This is a genomic window from Chryseobacterium luquanense (assembly GCF_026460945.1).
GTDB classification, from domain to species: domain Bacteria; phylum Bacteroidota; class Bacteroidia; order Flavobacteriales; family Weeksellaceae; genus Chryseobacterium; species Chryseobacterium luquanense.
The window spans coordinates 199,229-215,346 of record NZ_JAOVZV010000015.1 but is presented as its reverse complement, the minus strand read 5'-3'; the positions used below and the strand labels follow the sequence as shown (position 1 = coordinate 215,346).

The 16,118-nt window shown below is 33.7% G+C and carries 18 protein-coding genes; 13 read left to right on the top strand and 5 right to left on the bottom strand.

The genetic code is table 11. From position 1 onward, the window contains the following. Positions 1–48: 48 nt before the first annotated feature. A complete protein-coding gene (locus OEA66_RS13640) occupies positions 49–435 on the bottom strand; it encodes a ribosomal maturation YjgA family protein (RefSeq protein ID WP_267282011.1) in 387 nt (128 codons plus the stop codon). A 50-nt stretch (positions 436–485) separates the two neighbouring features. On the opposite strand from OEA66_RS13640, the gene OEA66_RS13635 reads away from it, so the two are divergent. Beyond that, positions 486–716 (top strand): hypothetical protein, encoded by a 231-nt coding sequence (locus tag OEA66_RS13635; RefSeq protein WP_267281889.1) that lies wholly within the window; start codon positions 486–488, stop codon positions 714–716. A 50-nt stretch (positions 717–766) separates the two neighbouring features. On the opposite strand, the gene OEA66_RS13630 is transcribed toward OEA66_RS13635, so the two are convergent. Together OEA66_RS13630 and OEA66_RS13625 are read right to left on the bottom strand one after the other, a co-directional pair. Next, positions 767–1,420: a thioredoxin family protein gene (locus OEA66_RS13630; RefSeq protein ID WP_267281888.1), complete on the bottom strand. Its 654-nt coding sequence runs from the start codon at positions 1,418–1,420 to the stop codon at positions 767–769. A gap of 3 nt (positions 1,421–1,423) precedes the next feature. Continuing rightward, a complete protein-coding gene (locus OEA66_RS13625; RefSeq protein ID WP_267281887.1) occupies positions 1,424–1,921 on the bottom strand; it encodes a TlpA family protein disulfide reductase in 498 nt (165 codons plus the stop codon). Positions 1,922–2,162: 241 nt separating this feature from the next. Here OEA66_RS13625 and OEA66_RS13620 point away from each other — a divergent pair, with 241 nt between their 5' ends. The 4 genes from OEA66_RS13620 (at position 2,163) to OEA66_RS13605 (ending at position 4,465) form a co-directional block, all read left to right on the top strand. Beyond that, positions 2,163–3,041, top strand: a complete 879-nt coding sequence (locus OEA66_RS13620; RefSeq protein ID WP_267281886.1) for an energy transducer TonB — start codon at positions 2,163–2,165, stop codon at positions 3,039–3,041. Between the two features lie 32 nt (positions 3,042–3,073). Beyond that, complete coding sequence (locus OEA66_RS13615) at positions 3,074–3,499, top strand: energy transducer TonB (protein ID WP_267281885.1); 426 nt, start codon at positions 3,074–3,076, stop codon at positions 3,497–3,499. 75 nt (positions 3,500–3,574) lie between these two features. After that, positions 3,575–4,015, top strand: a complete 441-nt coding sequence (locus OEA66_RS13610; RefSeq protein ID WP_267281884.1) for an energy transducer TonB — start codon at positions 3,575–3,577, stop codon at positions 4,013–4,015. Between the two features lie 6 nt (positions 4,016–4,021). Then, positions 4,022–4,465 (top strand): energy transducer TonB, encoded by a 444-nt coding sequence (locus OEA66_RS13605; protein WP_267281883.1) that lies wholly within the window; start codon positions 4,022–4,024, stop codon positions 4,463–4,465. Between the two features lie 35 nt (positions 4,466–4,500). Here OEA66_RS13605 and mutS read toward each other — a convergent pair whose 3' ends face one another. Further along, on the bottom strand, positions 4,501–7,089 hold the full coding sequence (gene mutS, locus OEA66_RS13600) for a DNA mismatch repair protein MutS (protein ID WP_267281882.1): 2,589 nt from the start codon (positions 7,087–7,089) through the stop codon (positions 4,501–4,503). Positions 7,090–7,314: 225 nt separating this feature from the next. After that, the gene (locus OEA66_RS13595; RefSeq protein WP_267281881.1) at positions 7,315–8,196 is read right to left on the bottom strand and encodes a cupin-like domain-containing protein; all 882 of its coding nucleotides are present in this window, start codon (positions 8,194–8,196) and stop codon (positions 7,315–7,317) included. A gap of 376 nt (positions 8,197–8,572) precedes the next feature. Between OEA66_RS13595 and OEA66_RS13590 the strand changes: the two genes are divergently transcribed. The 8 genes from OEA66_RS13590 (at position 8,573) to OEA66_RS13555 (ending at position 16,095) form a co-directional block, all read left to right on the top strand. Further along, positions 8,573–9,454, top strand: coding sequence for a bestrophin family protein (locus OEA66_RS13590; protein ID WP_267281880.1), 882 nt, complete (start codon positions 8,573–8,575; stop codon positions 9,452–9,454). Positions 9,455–9,523: 69 nt separating this feature from the next. Then, positions 9,524–10,060: an RNA methyltransferase gene (locus OEA66_RS13585; RefSeq protein ID WP_267281879.1), complete on the top strand. Its 537-nt coding sequence runs from the start codon at positions 9,524–9,526 to the stop codon at positions 10,058–10,060. Positions 10,061–10,409: 349 nt separating this feature from the next. After that, entirely contained in the window at positions 10,410–11,060 is a 651-nt protein-coding gene (locus OEA66_RS13580) for a CBS domain-containing protein (protein WP_267281878.1), read from the top strand. A gap of 1 nt (position 11,061) precedes the next feature. After that, entirely contained in the window at positions 11,062–11,928 is an 867-nt protein-coding gene (locus tag OEA66_RS13575) for an NAD kinase (RefSeq protein WP_267263905.1), read from the top strand. 71 nt (positions 11,929–11,999) lie between these two features. Continuing rightward, positions 12,000–13,070, top strand: coding sequence for a class II fructose-bisphosphate aldolase (fbaA, locus tag OEA66_RS13570; protein WP_267281877.1), 1,071 nt, complete (start codon positions 12,000–12,002; stop codon positions 13,068–13,070). A gap of 75 nt (positions 13,071–13,145) precedes the next feature. Further along, on the top strand, positions 13,146–14,000 hold the full coding sequence (accD, locus tag OEA66_RS13565) for an acetyl-CoA carboxylase, carboxyltransferase subunit beta (RefSeq protein WP_267281876.1): 855 nt from the start codon (positions 13,146–13,148) through the stop codon (positions 13,998–14,000). A gap of 55 nt (positions 14,001–14,055) precedes the next feature. Then, entirely contained in the window at positions 14,056–14,568 is a 513-nt protein-coding gene (locus OEA66_RS13560) for a DUF6973 domain-containing protein (RefSeq protein WP_267281875.1), read from the top strand. Between the two features lie 123 nt (positions 14,569–14,691). Beyond that, a complete protein-coding gene (locus OEA66_RS13555) occupies positions 14,692–16,095 on the top strand; it encodes a spore maturation protein (RefSeq protein WP_267281874.1) in 1,404 nt (467 codons plus the stop codon). Positions 16,096–16,118 lie beyond the last annotated feature (23 nt).

The following is a 16,118-nucleotide window of genomic DNA, read 5'->3' as shown; positions in this document are numbered from 1 at the left end:
GTTAGTTGATAGATAATTAGATATTTGAAATAACTTATTTTCTGAAAACTAAAAGTTTTTTTTCTGATTAGATTTAATAATCAAAAGATAAAGAATCAAACAACCTATACCGTAACATAAAATATCAATCCACGAGAAAGAATTTCCGATAACTATATACATTAGGCTTCCCGGTTGGAAGCCTAATTTTTCTGCAATATTGAAAAACTGGGCAAACTCCACCAAACAGGAAAACACAAAAATTCCGAGGATTAATTTTGTGTCGTTTACTATTAAAAAGCTTTTTACAAAAGTGTAAAGCAACATCACTACAATGACGTCTCCCAAATAAGCTCTGATAAAGAAATTATCTTTTAAAACTGTGGCAATTAAGACCTCAGCAAAGAAAATGAGGATTGTGATTAAAAAATATTTTAAACTAAATTTTATACGCATCATTTGAATTTATTTTTTAGATTTAATTTTACAAAAATTACTGATAATCTATGGCACAATTAGAAACCTTTATTTTATATCTATTCATTCCCGTTGCTTTGCTTGTACTGTATTATGTGGGTTTCATCACCATGGCAAAATTAAAAATAAAACAATCTGATGATGATGTAAAAACACATTTTTTAAGAATATTCTATGGTTTTTTAACGATGGCTTCGTTTACGTTGATTCTTTTCATTTTAAAATGGCTTTTCACTTTCCTTTCTCAAGCATTTAAATAAAAAACGAAACCTTTTTTTAGATTTCGTTTAGCATTGAATATAATTTTTAATTATTTTTTTACCTTAATTGTACAGCCGATTGCAACGGTTTTTGTCATTTTTACCGGTTCATTTTTTAGTAAAGCATCCATTGCATCTTCCACATAACGCTCTGAAACATCGTTAGGATCTTCGTAATTATTGTCGATTGCACCAATATATTTTACAACATTTTTCGCACCTTCTTTTTGAAGAATAAAAACGTGAGGCGTTTTTGTAGCACCATATTGAGGATACACTTTCTGTCCTTCATCCACCAAATAAGGGAATGTAAAACCTTTATCTTTTGCTCTTGAAATCATTTCTTTGAAACCATCTTCAGGTTGTACATTCGGATCATTCGGGTTAATGGCGATTACAGGATAACCAGCTTCTTTATATTTTTTATCGAGCTCTATGATTCTGCCTTCATATTTTTTCGCATACGGACAATGATTACAGGTAAAAACTACGATAAAGCCTTTTGCTTTTTTAAAATCGCTTAAAGAAACCATTTTTCCGTCTACATTTTTTAGCTTAAAATCAGCTGCAAAATCTCCTACTTCGTAACCTTTTGCAGAAGCCGTTTTGGTTTTTGGCTCTTCGTGTTTATGATTTGTTTTTGTAAAACTCAACAAACTTAGACCAACTATTGTCGCGGTCATTAAAATTTTGATATTTTTCATGATTTATAAATTTTTTGTGATAACATTTTCGAGTTCAGTTTTCGACATTTCACCATCATTAAAGTGAACTTTTTCTCCATTTTTATAGACAATCGTTACCGGAATATTTCCGTCCCAGTTTTTTTCAAATTTTGGAATCCACGTATTCATTCTTTTGATATCATCCAATAAAACCACTTCAGCAGTCAGGTTTTTCTTTTTGATGAATTCAATTACGCGCTCTTTATCTTTTGCTCGGTCTAAAGAAACCAAAAGCATTTTATATTTCAGATTACTTTTAAATTTATTGTTAACCTCCATAAAATCCGGAAGCTCCCTCACACAAGGTGCACAAGTCGTCGACCAGAAATTAAGAACCAATAAAACATCTTTTTCTTCCTTGATTTTATTTTCCAGCTGTTCATATTTAATCATCGGTATATCATTTACGATAACTTGCTCTTGTGAATAACAGAGTGAAGCACTGAAAATCAATACAATTAAACTAAAAATTTTCTTCATACTCAAAATTACAGAAAGCATTTTTAAACCAATGAAAAACAACTTGTTAAATTTTGTTAATTAAAATATATCTGCTTACAATTTAAAATCAGAATTTCATTTTTTTAAACTAATTTCTGATTAAGGTAGTACACGAAAACCAATGTGGATTTAGTGAATTATTGGTATTAAGTTTGATAACTCTTCATTAACTATACATCTGACAATTATCTCAGAATCAGTATTACTAAAATTAAATTTAATGAAAAAGGCGATTCTTTTCTTCGGTCTGTTTTTCGGAATAATTGCGTCTGCTCAAAACCGTGATGGAGACAGCATAAATCAGGGCACGGTTAGTGAAATAAACCAAATTCCCGATTACGAAATCGTAAAAAGCAAAATAGATTTAAAAGATGTTGTTACGAAAGCAGATCAACTCCCGGAGTTTCCTGGTGGAATAGAAAAATTTAAAAACCGTTTTTTTGAAAGTTTAAAATCGTCAGATTCCAAAAAGAAAAAAGCAAACGACACCCGCTTATATTTTATTATTGAAAAAACAGGATATATAAAGAGTTTCACCGCTATTGGATCAAACAAAAGTGACCTTAAAGAAGCAGAAACTGCCATAAAAGGTGTTTTTGAAAGATGGAAACCTGCTTTAGTTAATAATCAAGCGGTTCGTTACCTTATTTATTTTCCTTTAGAAGAATCTAATTCTGGTATGGAAACCAAAAATATTTCAGAAAAAACCAATAATGCGGTTGCAAACAAAGGTTCAGTTCCTTCAGGAATCCCTGATTTAGAGTATGTAAGATCAAAAATAGATATCAAAGATGCTGTAATAAGTGCTGATGAAAAACCTGAATTTCCCGGTGGGATGGAGGCTTTTAAGAGAAAATATTTTGAAAGCATAGAAACATTAGATTTAAAAAATAACGAAAAAGTAGATACCCGTCTTTATTTTGTTGTTGAAAAAACAGGATATGTAAGAAATGTTGTTGCAGTCGGAAGCAATAAAAAGCATGTTGAAGCTGCAGAATTAGGCGTAAGAGGAATATTTGCACGATGGAAACCCGCAAAATTAAGCGGAAAACCTGTTCGCTATTTATTCTATTTTCCTTTAACGAGTAAAAAATATTAGTTCTAAAGTTTATCTTAGCGAAAACTTTACCTGTGACAAAACTTATAACGCTATTTTCTTTACTCTTTTTTTGTTTCATTTTCGGGCAAGAAGCCATCAATGGAACAATAGAACTTAATGAATTAGCATTAATTCAAAAGAATGGTAAGATCAAAATAGAAGCCGAGAAACCAGCTGTTTTTTCTCTTGGAAATACCGAATTTCAGAATCTCATCAGTAAGAATTTTAAAGTTCGAAAAGTTATCACTAACTTAGAAAAAGAAACCTGCGAAATAATTTTTATTGTAGACAAAGAGGGTTCTCTGGTAGAAATTAAAGCCTTTGGGACTAACGAAAGTTTTAACACCGAAGCTATAAGAGCCATTTCAAAAATTAAACAGAAATGGATTCCGGCTGAACTCAATGGAGAAAAAATTCGTTATAAATTCAAAGTACCTTTGACAATAAGTTTTAAATAAAAAAATTTATTCAACTCACAATTATCCAAATCATAAATCTTTGCAAATATTTTCTATTTTTGAGAAAACTTAATCATGAAAAAATTTATTTTTATTATTTCACTTATTTTTAACGGGATTATTTTCGGACAAGTTACTTCATCTCCTGCTGTTCCTCAAATTGAAAAAGAAGATAAGAATGCTCCTGTAGATGTTAATAAAATTTACGAAAATCCTGATCAGATGCCCGTTTTTCCGGAAGGAATTTTAGCTTTCAGAACCAAATTTGAAAAAGCAATTATTTTGGATTCTGTTCAACCTGAAAATGGAGAAAATGATCTTAAAGGAATGATTAGTTTTGCAATTGAAAAAGACGGAAGCATGACCGACTTGAAAGTTACCGGATCAAATGAAAGCTTTAATGCCGCAGTAAAAAAAGCAGTCAGAAGCATTAAAGATAAATGGAAACCAGCTCTATACAAAGGTGAAATTGTGAGAAGCAGATTTAGAATTCCTTTAACAATGTCTAAGTCCTAAATTATTTTGAAAAAATATTTAATTTTATTATCAACTATCATTTTTAACGGATTGATTTTCGGACAAGAAATTTCGTCTCTTCCCACACCTCTATCAATACCAAAAGAAATTGAAAACTCTTTAACTGCTACAATATGTCACGATTTTCCCGATCATGAAGCTTACTTTCCCGATGGCATGGAAGCTTTCACCAAAAAGATTGAGAATCTTATTACATTGGAATCTGTTAAATTAAAAAAAGGAGAAAACACCCATAAAGCAATGCTTAATTTCACTGTAGAACGTGATGGAAGCGTGAAGAAAGTTCAAGTTATTGGCTCAAATATAAGTTTTAACCTTGCTGTCGAAAAAGCCATGAAACGGATTAAAAGTAAGTGGATTCCAGCAAAACATGATAGAAACTTCGTAAGAAGCATTGTCAAAATTCCTCTAACAATGAATATTGAATAATCATTCTCAACAATACTCCGACCTTTAAACTCAATCTACTTCCCAATCATCTTTTTAATGGAATTCAATTTCATCAAAGCTTCAATCGGCGTCAAAGTATTAATGTCGATTTTCGTTAATTCTTCTCTGATATTTTCTAAAACCGGATCATCCAACTGAAAGAAAGAAAGTTGCATATTTTCCTCAGTCACCCTTTTTACGCCTTCAGACGAACCACCTTGAGAACGGCTGGCTTCTAAAGTTTTTAAGATATCATTGGCTCTGTTGACAACTTTTGACGGCATTCCGGCCAATTTCGCAACATGAATACCGAAACTATGTTCGCTTCCACCAGGAATTAATTTTCTCAAAAAGATAATATTTCCTTTATTCTCCTGAATAGAAACGTGAAAATTTTTCACACGCTCAAAATTCACAGTCATTTCATTCAACTCATGATAATGCGTTGCAAATAAAGTCTTTGCCTGAGTCGGATGTTGATGCAGATATTCCGCAATCGCCCAGGCAATTGAAACTCCATCGTAAGTGGAAGTTCCACGACCAATTTCGTCTAATAAAATCAAACTTCGGTCTGAAATATTATTTAAAATATATGCCGCCTCATTCATTTCAACCATAAAAGTTGACTCTCCGGCAGAAATATTATCTGAAGCTCCAACTCTTGTAAAAATCTTATCTAAAACTCCAATTTCAGCGTGTTTTGCAGGAACAAAACTCCCAATTTGAGCCATCAGACATACAATAGCCGTCTGACGCAGAATTGCAGATTTACCTGCCATGTTGGGACCGGTTACCATAATGATCTGCTGCGAATCTTTATCTAAAAAGATGTCATTCGGAATATATTTTTCGCCCAAAGGAAGGGCATTTTCAATGATTGGATGTCTCGCTTCCTTTAAGTCAATTTTAAATCCGTCATTCAAAACAGGTTTGGTATAACTTTCAGAAACCGCCAGTTCAGACAGACCAACTGCAACATCAAGCTGCGCAATAATATTTGAATTTTCCTGAATTCTGTCCATGTAAATCATCGTATCCGAACAGACTTTTCGGTATAACTGATTTTCCAAAACACTGATTTTTTCTTCAGCGCCTAAAATCTGACTTTCGTATTCTTTTAATTCCTCGGTGATGTATCTTTCTGCATTCACCAACGTCTGCTTTCTGATCCAATCGCTTGGAACTTTATCTTTGTGGGTATTTCTTACTTCAATAAAATATCCGAAAACATTATTAAAATCAATTTTCAGACTGGTAATTCCGGTGCGTTCCACTTCACGCTGACACATTTCGTCCAGAAAACCACGCCCTTTATTTTGCAAACCTCTCAAATGATCGAGCTCTTCAGAGATATTCTGTTTGATGACATTTCCTTTTGATAAATTGACCGGAAGTTCTTCATTCAAATGATTTTCCAGCAACTGAATCAGGTCATCTAATGAATTTAAAGGCTCCAACCAAGCCAAGACATCGGCGTGAGGATGAAGCAATCCTTTAATTTTCTGAATATTGATCAGACTCTGACGGAGATAACCTAATTCTTTAGGTGAAATTTTCTCTGCCGCAAGTTTACCCATCAATCGATCCAGATCTGAGATCGCCCTTAATAATTGTGAAATTTCATATTTTAAATGATCATTTTCATTTAAAAAGTCAATTAACGAAAGCCGTCTACCAATTTCCTCAACAGATTTTAAAGGCAGAATAATTCGTCTTCTCAATAATCTTCCACCCATCGGCGTAGAAGTTTTATCAATAATATCCAACAAAGATTTTCCTTTCGGATGGCTTGGATAAACGATTTCGAGATTTCTCAGCGTAAAATGATCCATCATCAGATAATCTTCCTGCGGAATAATCTGAATTTTGGTGATGTGCGCCAATAATTTATGATGGGTATCTTCCACCAGATAAGCGAAAATCGCTCCTGCTGCGGTAATTGCCAAAGGTAAACCTTCAACGCCAAAGCCTTTTAATGAATTGGTTTTAAACTGATTTGTCAGTTTTTCGTAGGCAAAGTTATATTGATATGCCCAGTCTTCCAGTTTGAAAACGTTTCTGTTTTTCAGCTGATCGGGAATTTGTACGCTTCGTTGATAAATAATTTCACTCGGGTCAAATGTGTTGATGATGTGTAAAATTTTATCTAAATTTCCTTCGCTCACCAAAAATTCTCCCGTTGAAACGTCGACCAAAGCGATTCCGTATTTTTCTTTTTCTTTATGAAGAGAAAGCAGGAAATTATTCTTTTTCGAAGTCAGAACCTGATCGTTGAATGTCACTCCAGGCGTCACCAATTCTGTTACGCCACGTTTTACAATTCCTTTGACGGTTTTTGGATCTTCCAGTTGGTCACAAATCGCCACACGAATTCCGGCTCTGACCAATTTAGGCAAATAAGAATCCACCGAATGATGCGGGAAACCGGCCAGTTCGATATGACCGTCGCCATTCGCTCTTTTTGTCAGAACAATCCCCAAAATCTGAGAAGTTCTCACGGCATCCTGACCGAAGGTTTCGTAGAAATCACCCACTCTGAAAAGCAAAAGCGCATCAGGATATTTCGCCTTGATGGTGTTATACTGCGTCATTAACGGGGTCTCTTTCTTCGTCGCCTTTGCCATTGAGATATACTTAAATTTGGGTTGGTAAAAATAAGAATAAAAAAAGAAGGAGGAAAATGGTGATTTGGTTTCCCACGGATTGCACAGATTTTTTATGGATGATTAAAAATAAATTGTGTACTGTTGGAATTGCCGCGAATGCACGAATGATATTTCGGTTTGCGATAAAATCATTTTATCATTTTATATAAATTAGTGCATTCGTGGCATAAAAATATTGGAGGATTAACTTTTATTTTTACTTAAATGCTTTTCCAAAGCCTCCGTTGCCTTTTCATACGCCCATTTTTGCTTATAATCTACCCATTCAGATTTAAATAATTTCCGCAGAATCTTATCCGTATAACGCATAATAAAAACATGATACAGCATATTCGCGAAAACTTTAGGTTTATTTGGTAAAGCTCTGAGAGACATTGAAAAACCAGGTTCCAAGTATCTGTTGAAATGCCAGAATGCGCCGGGAATAAAAAGGGCATCGCCGTGTTCCATGAAAATTTCAATTCCTTTGGCGTATTTCAACGCCGGAAATTTCTCGTAATCAGGATTTTCGTAATCGATATCATAAACTGTGTGAACTGACAGCGGAACTTTATATAAAAACTTCGACTGTTTCTGGTCAAAGAGCAAAATTCTTTTCTTTCCTTCAAAATGAAAGTGCATAAAATCTCCCAGATCAACATCGTAATGCATTAGAACATGCGCATCACTTCCACCAAAAAATAAAGTCGGAAGCCGCTTGAAAAATTTAATTCCCAAATCAGGATATGTAAAGTTTTTCAACAATTCTGGAAGCCGGTCGGTGATGATGTAAAAGAAAATACGCAGATCAGAAGGTTTGGATTTTATCGTGTCGATATAATCCTTCATTTTCATCTTTGTTACTGGTGCATCAGAACTTTTCTTTGCATCCGCAGGTTTATTGTCGTAGAGTGGAACTTCCTGTTCACCCGCTTTTTCTTTAATAAAATCAAAATTCCATTTGTCGAAAGCTTCCCAGCGACTCGCGTAGTTCTTGATTAGAAGAGGTTTTTTCTTCTTGAAATAATTTTCCTGAAAATCTTCTTTACTGATGTCGCTGACCACATCCACGTTTTCGAGAATCATCTGTTTTGTTTTTTAATGCGAAATAAAAATAGTGTTTTTTTGAAATTTGGAAAAATTTTGAAGGGATTAGTTACCACTGATTGGACAGATTTACACTGATAATTATGAAAAATGCCACGAATGTACGAAAGACGTAAACTTAGCAAAGAAATACAATATTCTTAATGATGACAAATTACGGACAATTGTAATTATTATTTATTTTAAATGAAGCCTTCAATAAATGACTCAAAAAATTTCGTGCATTCGTGACCGAATAAATTCTAAAAAATCTGCGACACCAGCTTTATCTGCGAGAGAAATTTAATCCCAAAATTAAAATTTCTGCGGAAAACAATAATCCGAATATTTTATCTTTGCAAAAGACACGCAAACCATGAGAGTTTACAATACAAAACATTTCCTGAAAATATTGGTCAGCTTACACAAAAGCGACACGATGAAAATCCTTTTTCCGACGATGGTTTTGATGGGAATTTATTCTTTCGGAATACAATATTTGGAAATCGAATATCTTCATTTAACCTCGAAATCTAAAGTCAGCAATGTTGGAATGATTCACTCTCTGCTTGGTTTTGTTTTGTCTTTGTTATTGGTTTTCAGAACAAATACTGCATATGACAGATGGTGGGAAGGAAGAAAACTTTGGGGAAAACTAGTGAATGACACGAGAAATTTCGCCATAAAAATTAATATTATTCTTGCCGAAGACCGACAATCTGCTGATCAAATTGCAAGATATTTAAAATATTTTCCACATTTTTTGGCAAAACATCTTTCGCAAGAATCGACAAGGCTCGCTTTAGATGAGGATTATTCTGAAATTGAAAAATCTTTGAGAAGTCACGGACCGACCGATATGATTATCCATCTCACTCATAAATTGCACCAGCTTAAAAAAGAAGGAAAGATTTCAGATATTGAAATGTTGTATTTAGACACCCAGATTTCAGGTTTTTTGGATGTTTGTGGCGGTTGTGAAAGAATTAAAAACACACCGATTCCGTATTCTTACTCTTCATTTATTAAAAAGTTTATCATTTTATATGTTTTAGCTTTGCCTATTGCGTATGTTATCAATCTTGGATTGTTTATGATTCCGCTGACTGTTTTTGTATATTATGTTTTGATGAGTTTGGAATTGATTGCTGAAGAAATTGAAGATCCTTTTAATAATGATGAAAACGATATTCCAATGGAGACCATTGCGCAGAATATCGAGAAAAATGTTCACCAGATTATGGGAACAAAAAAGTAAAATTTGTAAATCTGAAAAGACATTAGATTTCGTAAATAATAAATATAAATTAATCTCAACAAATATAGAGTGGTACACAAATTAAAACTGGAAGAACTTAACCGAATCGATGTAGAAACATTTAAAAAAGTTGAGAAAATACCGCTGATTGTTGTTCTAGATAACATCAGAAGCATGCATAATGTGGGAGCAACATTCAGAACGGCAGACGCATTTTTGGTTCAAAAAATTATTCTTTGCGGAATTACACCTCAACCTCCGCATCGTGAAATTCACAAAGCAGCTCTTGGGGCAACAGAAAGTGTAGATTGGTCGTATAAAGCAGATATTAATGTAACGATTGCTGGTTTGAAAAGCCAGGGTTTTGAAATTTTAGGAATTGAGCAGACTTCAAACAGTCAGATGATTTCAGACTTTACGATTGACAATACAAAGAAATATGCTGTAATTTTAGGTAATGAAGTAGAAGGAATTAGTGATGAAGCATTGCCGAATATCGATACATTTTTGGAAATTCCGCAATTAGGAACAAAACATTCTTTAAATGTAAGCGTTTGCGGGGGAATAGTAATGTGGGAATTTGCGAAAGTTTTAGGAATTAAATAATAGTTACTTTTAAATTAATTCTTTGCAGACTTTGCTAAGTAGAACGCCGTTGTATAGCTTAAAAGCAATTAGCAGTTCAAAAAAACTTTGCAACTTTGCGTTTAAATTAAAGAACTTCGAAGAATAAATTTAGTTATAAAAATTCTGCAAAAGCCCTTAAAATAAAAAAACTGCGTCTGTCAAAAGACAGTGCAGTTTGAAATAAATCTAATAAAAAGTAAAAATGAAAGGCGACAAAGGTACATTTATTTTTCACACAAACAAATTATTTTGACTGAATTTTTATTTTCGTCAAAAAAAACAACAATTTTAAGAAAAGGATTCGTTTAATTTTTTATAAATTAGCACAATGTTTATCAAAGACTACGTCTCAAAAGATTTTCCTTGCTTTCACCTTACTGACTCTATAGAATCAGCTAGAGAAATGCTCGACGCTTTTGGATATACGCATATTTTCATCAAAAAATCACACCACTTTTACGGAGCCATCGCCAAAGATTTTCTTTATGAAGAAGAAGGCTTGTTAAAAAACCTAGAACATCAGATTGAGCGTTTTGCGATTTTGGAGGATAATAATATTATGGACAGTATTCGTCTGTTTTACACCTTCAACACCAATGTGATTCCTGTGATTAATAAAAATGAAAAATATTTGGGATATATCGGTTGTGACGATGTTTTCCAAAATCTTTCGCTGTATCCTTTATTTTCCGAATCGGGAGCTACTTTAACGGTTGAAGTTCCGGCAAGAAGATATTCGATGACTGAAATTGCCAATATTATTGAGAGCAACAACTCAAAATTTTATGGGGGATTTATCAGTTTGATGTCCGAGGAAGCAATTCAGGTTACGATAAAAATCAGCAATGAAAATCTTGCGTCCATTGATGCTACATTCGACAGATATGATTATAGAATTGTTGAAAAATACTATTCTGACGAAAAGACAGATATGTTTAAAGACCGATTTGGTTTTTTACAAAAATTTATAGAAATCTAACATGAAGGCAGCCATATATTCTCAGAAAAAAGATCTTGATACTTTTTTATATTTAAGCAAATTTATTTCTGAACTGGAAAGCAGAGGCGTAAAATCTGTTTTGTTTGATGAAATGGCAGAAGCCCTTCAATTCTCGAAAATATTCGAAACTTTTGGAAACAAACAGGATCTTATTGAGAAAAAAGTAGATTTATTCTTCACTTTTGGTGGCGACGGAACGATTGTAAATTCATTAACATTTATCGAAGACTTAGAAATACCCGTTGTCGGTGTAAATACCGGAAGATTAGGATTTTTGGCAAGTTTTACCAAAGAAGAAGCCTTTAAAGAATTAGATTCTATTTTAAAAGGAGATGTGAAAACCAGCCGTCGTTCAGTGATTCAGGTCGTTTCGCCAGAATTGGATGATTTTTTTCCCTATGCCTTAAATGATGTTACCGTTTCAAGAAAAGAAACAACTTCAATGGTAACAGTAGATTCATATATTAATAATGAATTTTTAAATGTTTTTTGGGGAGATGGTGTTATCGTTTCCACTCCAACTGGATCAACCGCTTATTCTTTAAGTTGTGGCGGGCCAATAATTTCACCTATCAATCAAAACTTTGTCATCACTCCTATCGCACCACATAATTTGAATGTAAGACCTTTGGTGGTGAATGATACGGTTGAAATTAAATTTAAAGTAGAAAGCAGAGTTCCGCAATATTCGCTTTCATTAGATTCAAGATTAATTCATATTGAAACCGATAAAGAAATTGTGATTAAAAAGGCAAGTTTTCAATTATTATTGGTACAACCTAACAATTTAAGTTTCTATGAAACCATTCGCCAAAAGTTACTTTGGGGAAGAGATAAAAGAAATTAATCATTTCTCAAAATTGATTATCTTTACAAGAATTTTTAAAACATACCCTAATTTTATATAAAAGCTAAAATATGAGCAGAATTTTCCCGGCAGGAGTTGCCACAGGTCAGTTAGTTACAGATATTTTCCAGTATGCAAAAGAAAATAAATTTGCATTACCTGCAGTGAACGTAATCGGTTCCAGCAACGTAAATGCAGTAATGGAAACTGCAGCAAAATTAAACTCACCGGTAATCATTCAGTTTTCTAACGGTGGAGCATCTTTCAACGCAGGAAAAGGATTGAGTAATGACGCTCAAAAAGCAGCTATTGTTGGAGGTATTGCAGGAGCAAGACACATTCACACTTTGGCTGAAGCTTACGGAGCAACGGTAATTCTTCACACAGATCACGCTGCAAAAAAATTATTGCCTTGGATCGACGGTTTGATGGACGCTAACGAAGAATTCTTCAAGCAAACAGGTAAATCTCTTTACTCTTCTCACATGCTTGATCTTTCTGAAGAATCTTTAGAAGAAAATCTTGAGATTTCTGCTGAATATTTTGAAAGAATGGCAAAAATGCAGATGACTTTAGAAGTTGAAATCGGTGTTACGGGAGGTGAAGAAGATGGTGTAGACAATTCTGATGTTGATAATTCTAAATTATACACCCAACCTGAAGATGTAGCTTATACTTACGAAAAATTGAAAGCTATTTCTGATAACTTTACAATTGCTGCTGCTTTCGGAAACGTACACGGTGTTTACAAGCCAGGAAATGTTGTTTTGACTCCAAAAATCTTAGATAACTCTCAGAAATTCGTTCAGGAGAAATTCGGAACTGCTGAAAAGCCAATTAATTTTGTATTCCACGGTGGTTCAGGTTCTACTTTAGAAGAGATCAGAGAAGCAATTGATTATGGGGTAATTAAGATGAATATTGATACTGACCTTCAGTTTGCTTACACAGAAGGAATCAGAGATTACATGGTAGATAATGTAGAATATCTGAGAACCCAAATCGGAAATCCTGATGGAGAAGAAAAACCAAACAAAAAATTCTACGACCCAAGAGTTTGGATCAGAAAAGGTGAAGAAACCTTCTCTAAGAGATTAGTTCAGGCATTTGAAGATTTAAATAACGTAAATACGCTTAAATAAATTATAAATTTTGAATTATAGATTTTAAATTGTTTTTAATCTATAATTCAAGATCTAAAATCTAAAATTTCATAAATGGCATTCGACTGGTTTAAAAGAAAAGCACAAAATATTACCACTTCTACAGACGACAAAAAGGATGTTCCGAAAGGACTTTGGCATCAAACTCCGTCTGGAAAAGTTGTGGAACATGATGAACTAAAGAAAAACAATTATGTTTCTCCTGAAGATGGATTTCACGTAAGAATTGGAAGTGCAGAATTTTTTGACATTCTTTTCGACGAAGGAAAATTTACTGAGCTTGATGCGAATGTTGAAAGTATTGATATCCTTAACTTTAAAGATACAAAATCTTATACAGACCGTTTAAAAGAAGTAAAAGCGAAGACAAAATTAACTGATTCTATCAGAAATGCTGTTGGAACTGTAAACGGAACTGAAATGGTAGTTTCTTGTATGGATTTTGCATTCATTGGCGGGTCTTTAGGCTCTGTAATGGGTGAAAAAATCAGAAGAGCAATTGATTACTGTATCGAAAAAAGACTTCCGTATATGATTATTTGTCAGTCTGGAGGTGCGAGAATGCAGGAAGCAACGTATTCTTTGATGCAGTTGGCAAAAGTTCAGTCTAAATTAGCTCAGCTTTCAGAAGCAGGTCTTTTGTACATCGCTTACCTTTGTGACCCGACTTTCGGTGGAATTACCGCATCTTTTGCAATGACTGCAGACATCATTATGGCTGAACCAAAAGCATTGATCGGATTTGCAGGACCAAGAGTTATCCGTGAAACTATTGGTAGAGATTTGCCTGAAGGTTTCCAGACTTCAGAATTTTTGCAGGAAAAAGGTTTCGTAGATTTCATTGTAAAAAGAACAGAAATCAAAGAAGTAGTTTCAAAAACAGTAAATCTTTTAGCTGTAAAAGCTTAATATTTAAACTAAAAATCATACAATCTCTCTCTATTTCGGGAGAGATTTTTATTTTATGAGGACTTTTAAAGTAATTTTTAACACCATAAAAAGCATGAGTTTTAAGAAAATTCTTAAGCTCTTATCTGCTGTTTTACCTCATCCTCTATTTTCAATTTTAAGTTTTTATGCAACGGTAAAAGCTTTTTCCATTGCGCAAAAATTATATCCAAAAACGGCATCTAAAAACGGAGAGGGAAACGCTTTCAGACATTCGCTTTGGTGTTGCCTGATCATGATGTATTGCAGCAAAATTTCTTCGCCCGAAAAAGCATTGGATTTCTGCAAAAAAATTACAGATTTGCACGAAGAATTATTTCCAAATCAGCCTTTGGAAACCAAAATGGATCTCCACAACAACAAAATCGGGATGGATTATTTCATGGAAATTTTACCCGGAATCCACCGTCAGTTTTTTGAAAAAAGCTTTTTCATTGATGAATTAAAGAAAAAAACCGCCAATGCAAAGGTTTTGAAAAATTTGGATGATGATTTTGAAGGTTTTTTGGTTTATTTGGATGAAAAATAATTTAAAATATCATTTATTTCTTTTCTTAATACTCTTAATTTTTTATTGAATCTTAATGGTTTAGATAAACGTTCAATTTTTCACATTAAAATTATTATCTTTTCTAAAAATTAATTTAATCAAATGGTTCTCAGCAGAATTTGGTCGGCTTTTATTATCATCGCCATTGCGATTGCAAGTGTAAAATATATTTCGTCAAACCATTACAAAACTATATTCAACGATATGGTTGTTGGAAAAGGTGGTGATACAGTACAGATTGCAACCCAAAAAATCAACACCCTTTCCCCAATTGTGAGAGATAGTTTGATGAAGAAAAATGATTTTGCTGAAAGTAGAATTCATTATAAAACTGATTCTTTAAAACAAAATGTAAAAGTTTATAGAATTCAACAGACAGACGGCGTTATCGGTACTTCCGAAACCGCAGTGAAAATCTGTTTAGGATTAATAGGAATTATGGCTTTATTTATGGGATTCATGAGCATTGCCGAAAAAGCAGGCGGAATCAATTTATTAAGCAGATTAATTCAACCTTTCTTTTCCAAATTATTTCCTGAAATCCCTAAAAACCATCCCGCTTTCGGACATATGCTAATGAATTTCAGCGCCAATCTTTTAGGTTTAGATAATGCTGCAACACCTTTTGGATTAAAAGCGATGGAAAGTTTACAGACTTTGAATCCCAATAAAGACACTGCAAGCAATTCGCAAATTATGTTTCTCTGCCTTCATGCAGGAGGAATGACGCTGATTCCGGTTTCTATTATTGCATTACGAGCTTCAAATGGATCTAAAAACCCAACCGATATTTTCCTTTACTGCATGATTGCCACTTTTGCAGCAACGTTAGCAGCAATGATTATTGTTTCTATTTATCAGAAAATCAACCTTTTGAAACCCGTACTTTTGGCTTACATTGGTGGAGTTTCACTACTGGTTGCACTTCTTGTTTGGTATTTAACAGGTCTTACCAAAGAAAATTTAGATACATTCAGTCAGGTTTTAAGCAATGGTTTGATTCTTTTTATTTTCGTGGCGATTGTTCTTGGTGCGGTGTACAAAAAAATAAATGTCTTTGATGCGTTTATTGAAGGTGCAAAAGAAGGTTTTACAACCTGTGTAAAGATTATTCCTTATTTAGTTGGAATGTTGATTGCGATTTCGCTTTTAAGAACTTCCGGTGTTTTTGAGGTAATTATTGACGGAATGAAGTGGGTTGCAAGCGCATCCAATCTTGATGCAAGATTTGTTGACGGACTTCCAACTGCTTTAATTAAACCGTTATCCGGTTCTGGAGCCAGAGGTATGATGGTAGATACAATGAGAACTTTTGGTGCAGACAGCTTCCAGGGAAAATTGGCAGCGATTCTTCAGGGAAGCTCAGATACGACGTTTTATGTGATTGCAGTTTATTTTGGAGCAGTAGCTGTGAAAAACACGAGATATACCGTTGTTGCCATGCTTTTGGCGGATTTGGTGGGCGTGATTACTGCAATTGGATTGGCGTATTTGTTTTTTGCTTAGCTTTTTTTAAATCAAATTAAACT